We start from the raw sequence: 5,838 nt of genomic DNA on the forward strand, positions 1-5,838 counted from the left end.
GGACACCGTACGTAAAACAATGTTCCCCGCCGAATCCTTACCGATCATCCGGTCATCCGATCATCCTTTGTCGACAGAGCACGTGACCTGGTGGAGGTGCGGCCGCGTCTCCGGCTCCCGGCCACGAGCACCGACCGATGGCCACAAGCCGCAGGAGCCCCCACGAGCCGCGCTCCGCGCCCGCGGCCGCACCTGCGCAGGCGTCCGACCCACCTGGCATTACTACGCAGACGCGAACATTATCAGGCCATCAGGTTCGTATCTACGGTTTTTTTCGCTTCTTCGATCAGTACCTTCGGTACAGGCATGCTCCCGGTCCCCATGCCCCGCCCCGCCCCGAGCGACGGCACGATCATCGGTAGGGTGACAGGATCACCAAGCCGCCCGCGCGGAGCAGAGAATCGGGCATGCGTATCCGTCGGATCGTCGACCTGTCGGTGCCACTGGACGAGAGCACCCAGGTCTACCCGGGTGATCCCACCCCGCGGCTCCGACCGGCGGCCACGATCGAGACAGCCGGCTTCAACCTGCTCGACCTGCACCTCGGATCACAGACCGGGACGCACGTCGACGCGCCCTACCACGTCGAGCCGAACGGGGCCCGCGTCGACGAACTCGACCTGCGCCTACTGGCCGGCCCCGGGATCATCCTGGACGTGACCGGGCTGGCACCTCGGGAACGGATCACCTGGGACCACATCACCGCCTCCGCACCCACCGGCCGCATCGGCCCCGGAGTCATCACGATCCTGCACACCGGCTGGTCCGCACACTACGGAACACCGAAATACTTCGATCATCCGTTCCTCGACGAGGACGCCGCAACGCGAATGGTCGATCTCGGTGCGCGGACGTTCCTGCTGGACGCCGCCAGCATCGACGAGACGCCCGACGCCGGCCATCCAGGGGCAGGCTTTCCGGTACACCACCTCATCGCCCGCCACGGCGGGATCATCGGCGAGAACCTGCGCAACATCGAGGCGATCGACTTCGACCCCTTCGTGACCGCGCTGCCACTGCGTCTCACCGGCGCCGACGGAGCACCCGTCCGAGCCGTCGCCATGGACCTCGACCCGGTCAACTTGGCTGTCAGGAACGCGACTCGGCTGCCAGGAACGGTGTTTCGGGACCCAGGGCACGGCGGGTGATCGGGGCTCCCGAACGGCTCGCGGGTACGGGATCGACGCTGCTACCGACACCGTGTCCAGCCAACGCCGACCTTCTGGATGGTTAGAGGTGGAGGGCGTAACGGGCCTCGGCCAGCGGGATCGCCCTGGCGCACCAGGTTGACCACTGCCCGGCCTTGTCTCCGGCGACAAACAGGACCGCGCGGCGCTCAGGATTGAAGACGAACAGGAGCCTCGTTAGAGGACAGTCAGGTCGGCGTCCGCCTGGGCGAGTTGCCGGGCCGTGGCGGCTAGCTTCTGCTCAATTTCGGCTCGCGCTTCTGGCCGGAGCTGGCTGCGGCGCTGGAGTTCGGCGAGACCGCGCTGAAGCTCGTTCTCGATGGATCTGCGCCGCCTCTGGTGAACTTCGAGCGCCTGGTCGCGTTCCTTGGGCGTAGCAGGGTCATGGGGGTTGTAGCGGAAAGCACGTTCACAGGAGTCACGCCAAGCGACCAGAGCTCCAGTCTTCACTTCCCCGAAACCGGGGATTCCTATTATCTTGGAGCGGTTCACATCTGCAGCGGTGTTGACGCCGTACGCTGCAAGCCGCTGCTTGAGACTCGGGCCAACGCCGCTGATCGAGGCCCTGCTGACGTACTGCCGCTCCAAGTGACGGCGCAGCTGGCGATCCCGCACGGTGCGGTCAAATTCCGCGAGTGTCCGCCTCTCCTGTTTCGGGATCTCGACGGTGTACTCAGAATAGAGCCTGGCAAGCGGATCACGGAGAGTCTGAAACCCTGCTGGGCCAGCTTCCTCTGCCTCACGGATCGCGGCTGCATGCGCATCTCGCGCCTGTTGCCCTGCCAGCAGGCGCGCGTCCTTCTCCTGACGCCTGGGCTCACCGTAGCGTTTGAGCCACCGACCCACAAAAACGGGCAACACCAGCGCCAGGAGCCCGAGCGCACCTGCGATTACCATCAATGCAATAACCAGGCTGACCACGATGGGCCAGACGACGAATGGTGTTGCCTTTGAGCGCACCGCCGCCGGGAGCGGCCGCGCAACGGGCTTAATCCCGGCGCTGGGGGGTACGACGATTTCCGCCGGGGGCGGGACTGCAGATATCTGCGCCCACAGCGCCGCGATGGTGACCCCCGCCGCTTGCGCCTTCGCGGCGACCTGCGCCTTGACGAAATGCACGATTCCCGAACTGTCGAGGGAACACCAGGGGCACGCCCTCACGTGTGCCGGGTAAGCGTGGTGTGGGCTGGCGTGGCACACGGCTGTCTGCGGTCGCAGTTTGTCGAGAGCCAATACCCACTCCCGAGCAGTCGGCCGGTGCTGGATCCCGGGCTCGGTGAACGCCTGGGTGAACATGCCGTGGATCACAGCAGGAAGGATGGTCACCGGAACGGCTGTCGGTGGCGGGACCAATCCGCGGCTGCTGTTGTCCGGGGCGTCGGCAAACCGAAAGCCGCTGATATCAGTGGACATATCGTTGCCGACATCGTTACGGAGCGGACGACCCGCGAAGGGATGGCGTCCGCCGAGGAGCAGCTGGAAGATCAGGATTGCCAGACCGAAGTTGTCGTGGTTGGCGGTTCGGACCATCCGGCTGAAGTCACCGACCGCGTGCAACTCGGGCGGGGTGAAGTCCGGAACCCCGACCAGGCAGGGAAAGACCCGGCCATCCGCGTTCACCTGAAATGAATCCGCGTCGATCAGCATCACATGCCCGTTATTTGGGGCGACCATCACCGAGTTCTCGTTGACGTCACCCACGACCAGTCCACGCTGGTGGACCGCGGCGAAGCCGTCCGCCGTGTTCCGCGCCGTGACCAGCAAATTCTTCCACGACAGTTGGGGCTGCTCCTGCTTGCGGTGGCCGGGGTTGTAGAGCTGATGAACGGGAACGCAGGAGCCTGCGGTTGGCATGACAAAGCCCCGGACGGGACCTCCCCGGTCCACATGCAGGGTCTCCACTGGCCAAGCGACAAATTTCCGGATGTCGGCATCCCTGAGAGACGCCATCAACCGAAGCTTCTCCTGCCGGTCGCCGTCAGGGATCTTGTGGTACACTTTTGCGACGTGATTTGAGTCTCCGTTGATCTGGTGGACGGAACCTTCGCCGCCCTTGCCGAGAGTCGGGCCGAGCGACAGTTCGTCTCCCGTTGACGTGAACAGCCGGGTGGTGCTCATGCCCGCGCGTCCGAGTTTCCCAGTTCGTCACTGGCCGTGGCTGGGTCGACGTCGCCGAGCCAGACTGCGATAGCTAGTGTCTTGTCGTCGTCGGTACGTTCGTTTACCAGCGGTCCTTGCAGGAACCGTCCCAGAGCCAGGCTGAGTTGGTCGAGCAGAACTTCCTCGTTTTCGGATCTGGCATCCTCGAGCGCCTTGAAAAAGGGCCTGAAGAATGGTTCATGGGGTACGTCCGTGGCGAGATCGAGCGCGATTCGCTGCAGGCCATCGGTGAATGCTGCGATCTTCGTAGCCAGTGGGTCAAAGGTTCGGACGGCGAGGACCTCGCGGAAGTTGTCCTGCGTGACGAAGTGCGTCATGTTGGCGTACTCCCCAACCATGGGTACTACGGCGAGTTCCAGCCCGCTCCCGACGTCGAGGACGATGCCGCCGTCTCCGATCTGGAAAGCCATCGTCCCGAGCGTCGGCGCGGCGAGCACACCAAGCAGGGTGCAGGCAAAGTCTCGAGGACGGAGGTTGTGGCTGGTGGCCTTCGACGCGATTCCGTCGTGTGCCGCCGTCACCAGGATCTCGGCCAGGCCGGCATCCAGCATGATCTCTGATTCGCCCAGGCGCGACTGGAGAGCCGCAGCCACCGCTGCTATCGCGACCTGTGCCCCTTCGCCACCGTGTTCGGCGCTGCCCGCGCCATCCGCGACGACGACCGCGAGCAACTCGTCGCCACACGGAAGCCGATATTGCGCGAAGAGGCAGTCGTCGTCGCAGGGCAGGCTTCGTTTGATGTGCGAGGTGCCGGCTTCGGACCTCGCGATGACGCGCCAGGTCAAACGGCGGCCCACCCTGTAGGTGCCGCGAGCAGCGTCTCGGTGCCGACGGCCGAACGGGACACCGATCCCAGGGAACTGGACAGCCACTGGAAGAGTTCCTGAAACTTGAGTCCCTGCAGCGCGAGCGGCTGGCGGACAGCGATCTGGCGGAGGATTTCCATGTTCGCTCCCCGCACGCCGACGGCGAAAAGCGCGAACTCCTTCGCAGCCTCACCCGCCTGCACAGCGTGGGCGGCCGCATGCCAGTTGTCTGTCGGCTCCCCGTCTGTGATCAGGAAGATCCACGGGCGGTAGTACTTCACCCCGTTGTTCCTATATTCAGTCTTGCGGTCACGGAGCAACGACAGACCTCGGGTGATGGCTTCGCCCATCGGGGTGGCTCCCTGCACGTGCAACTCGGGCGCTGTGAACACCGAGGCAGACACGAAGTCGGTCGCCACCTGCACCGGTCCGAAGGTGATGATCCCGACCTCGACGCGCTTCGCGGCGAGGTCGTCTGAGGTGAGTTCATCCTGGAACGCCCTGAGACCGGCGTTGAGTTCTCGAATGGGCTGACCGTTCATGGACCCAGACACGTCCAGCAGCAGGAGACAGGGACACCGCGGCTCGGGGTTCAGGGCGAAGTCCACCTCAGGCTGGTGTCCGAAGTCGAAGTTGTCGTATCCGATCTGCTCGGTCATCCCCATCTCAATCCTGGTCGGGCGGGCGTTGCCGGGGTGCTCAACAACGAGGTGCCAGCTTGCGGGGCGTCCACCGCCGGACCCGGTGGGCCGGACCTGCGGGTGGGCGCGTCGAGGCCGCCAGCCGGTCTCCACGCGCGTGGCCACGTACACCCGTACATACCTCACGACGAGCGACGAGGCGTAGGCCGGGCGTCGGACCGAAAATGCAGTGTCAATAGTGCCAGAACTGCGCTCGCGACCGCGGTCGGCCCGGCGCCGCAAGATGTGGAGACGGCATGGCGACAGCAGCGCGATGGCGAAGCCGCCCGTGACGCCGTGCTCGCCGGCCTCGCCGAACCCCCAGCTCCGGCGTCGTCAAAGGCAACGCCAACCGTATCAAGACGGTCAAACACCATTTGCACGGCCGCGTCAACTTCGACCCGCTCCGCAAACACGCCCTCCTCGTTCGATGATCACCAAGGGGATCAGAACGGTTACAAGATCAGCACCGGATCCAAGTCTCGCTCTCATAGTCACACCTCGTCGTCGCCGGTGGCCGCGGCGAACCCGAGCGCATCGTGGTAGGCGCGTTGTACAGCGGCAAGGGTGGTCTCGCCGCCCGTTCGGCTGAGATCCTGCGCGCGGAACTGGGGCGCGATCCCGAGTGATTGTCTGGGACACCGGGCCGCTGATCGCCGCCGTCGACACCGACGACGTGTAAAACGATCATCGTGTGGGTCCCCCGGGGGTAGGCGAGACATCGGTGTGGCCACGCCGGGGCGCCGGGACACGAGGCAGGATCCGCTCGCCGGCCATCCACCGTGTGAGCACCTCCCGGTCGACCATCTGGATGCGGTGACGGTGGCCGAAGTCCGCGGCCGCAGCGGTGAACCGGCCCGAGGTGACCAACAGCGCAACATCGGCACGATGATCCGTCCACGCGCAGCCGTTGAAGTCCCGTACCGCGGACGGACCCACAGCACGGTCCGGGTAGTGCTTGCACTGCACCGCGATCCGGGCCATCCGGGGGGTACGGGCGAGCGA

The 5,838-nt window shown here is 65.3% G+C and carries 5 protein-coding genes; 1 reads left to right on the forward strand and 4 read right to left on the reverse strand.

The window, feature by feature from the left end; all coding sequences use genetic code 11:
- The first annotated feature begins 407 nt into the window (after positions 1–407).
- Positions 408–1,148, forward strand: coding sequence for a cyclase family protein (locus tag NBW84_RS09635; RefSeq protein WP_250283764.1), 741 nt, complete (start codon positions 408–410; stop codon positions 1,146–1,148).
- A 216-nt stretch (positions 1,149–1,364) separates the two neighbouring features.
- Here the strand turns inward: NBW84_RS09635 and NBW84_RS09645 are convergent, their stop codons facing one another.
- The 4 genes from NBW84_RS09645 to NBW84_RS09660 all read right to left on the reverse strand — a co-directional run.
- Positions 1,365–3,305: a helix-hairpin-helix domain-containing protein gene (locus NBW84_RS09645; protein WP_250283766.1), complete on the reverse strand. Its 1,941-nt coding sequence runs from the start codon at positions 3,303–3,305 to the stop codon at positions 1,365–1,367.
- Positions 3,302–4,132 (reverse strand): PP2C family serine/threonine-protein phosphatase, encoded by an 831-nt coding sequence (locus tag NBW84_RS09650; protein WP_250283769.1) that lies wholly within the window; start codon positions 4,130–4,132, stop codon positions 3,302–3,304. The genes NBW84_RS09645 and NBW84_RS09650 overlap by 4 nt, the downstream gene beginning before the upstream one ends.
- On the reverse strand, positions 4,129–4,812 hold the full coding sequence (locus tag NBW84_RS09655; RefSeq protein ID WP_250283770.1) for a VWA domain-containing protein: 684 nt from the start codon (positions 4,810–4,812) through the stop codon (positions 4,129–4,131). Before NBW84_RS09655 ends, NBW84_RS09650 begins: the two co-directional genes overlap by 4 nt.
- A gap of 708 nt (positions 4,813–5,520) precedes the next feature.
- Positions 5,521–5,838, reverse strand: a 318-nt coding sequence (locus NBW84_RS09660) for a restriction endonuclease (protein WP_250283773.1), incomplete at its 5' end; no start/stop codon positions are given.

The sequence above is a fragment of the Protofrankia sp. CiP1_Cm_nod2 genome, from assembly GCF_920664355.1.
In the GTDB taxonomy this organism is placed as follows: domain Bacteria; phylum Actinomycetota; class Actinomycetes; order Frankiales; family Frankiaceae; genus Protofrankia.